The sequence below is a fragment of the Porcipelethomonas ammoniilytica genome, from assembly GCF_025567485.1.
Classification (GTDB): Bacteria; Bacillota; Clostridia; order Oscillospirales; family Ruminococcaceae; genus Porcipelethomonas; species Porcipelethomonas ammoniilytica.
Window position 1 is genome coordinate 1 of record NZ_JAOQKH010000125.1, and the last position, 320, is coordinate 320.

Sequence of the window (320 nt, forward strand, 5' to 3'; positions counted from 1 at the left end):
GATCTGGCAGAAAGGAATCCAAATCATTTTGCAGTAAGACAGTACAGGAAGTATAAGCTTGCAGCCGGAAAATCTGCTAAATCAGTATTGCTGTCATGCGGCGTGCGTCTCTCTCCGTTTGATATTCAGGATATAAGAGACCTTATGACATATGATGAAATGGAACTGGACAAAATAGGCGACCGCAAAACTGCGCTTTTCGCTATTACTTCCGATACCGACACTTCCCTTAACTTTATTGCATCGTTTATGTATATGCAGATGTTCAATTTACTATGCGATAAGGCTGATAACAGAAGAAAAGGAAAGCTTAAAGTTCC

1 pseudogene is annotated in these 320 nt (G+C 40.3%); it reads left to right on the top strand.

Annotation, left to right across the window (positions count from 1 at the left end):
- Positions 1-320 (top strand): annotated as a pseudogene (locus OCV67_RS13610) (type IV secretory system conjugative DNA transfer family protein); the annotation flags it as partial.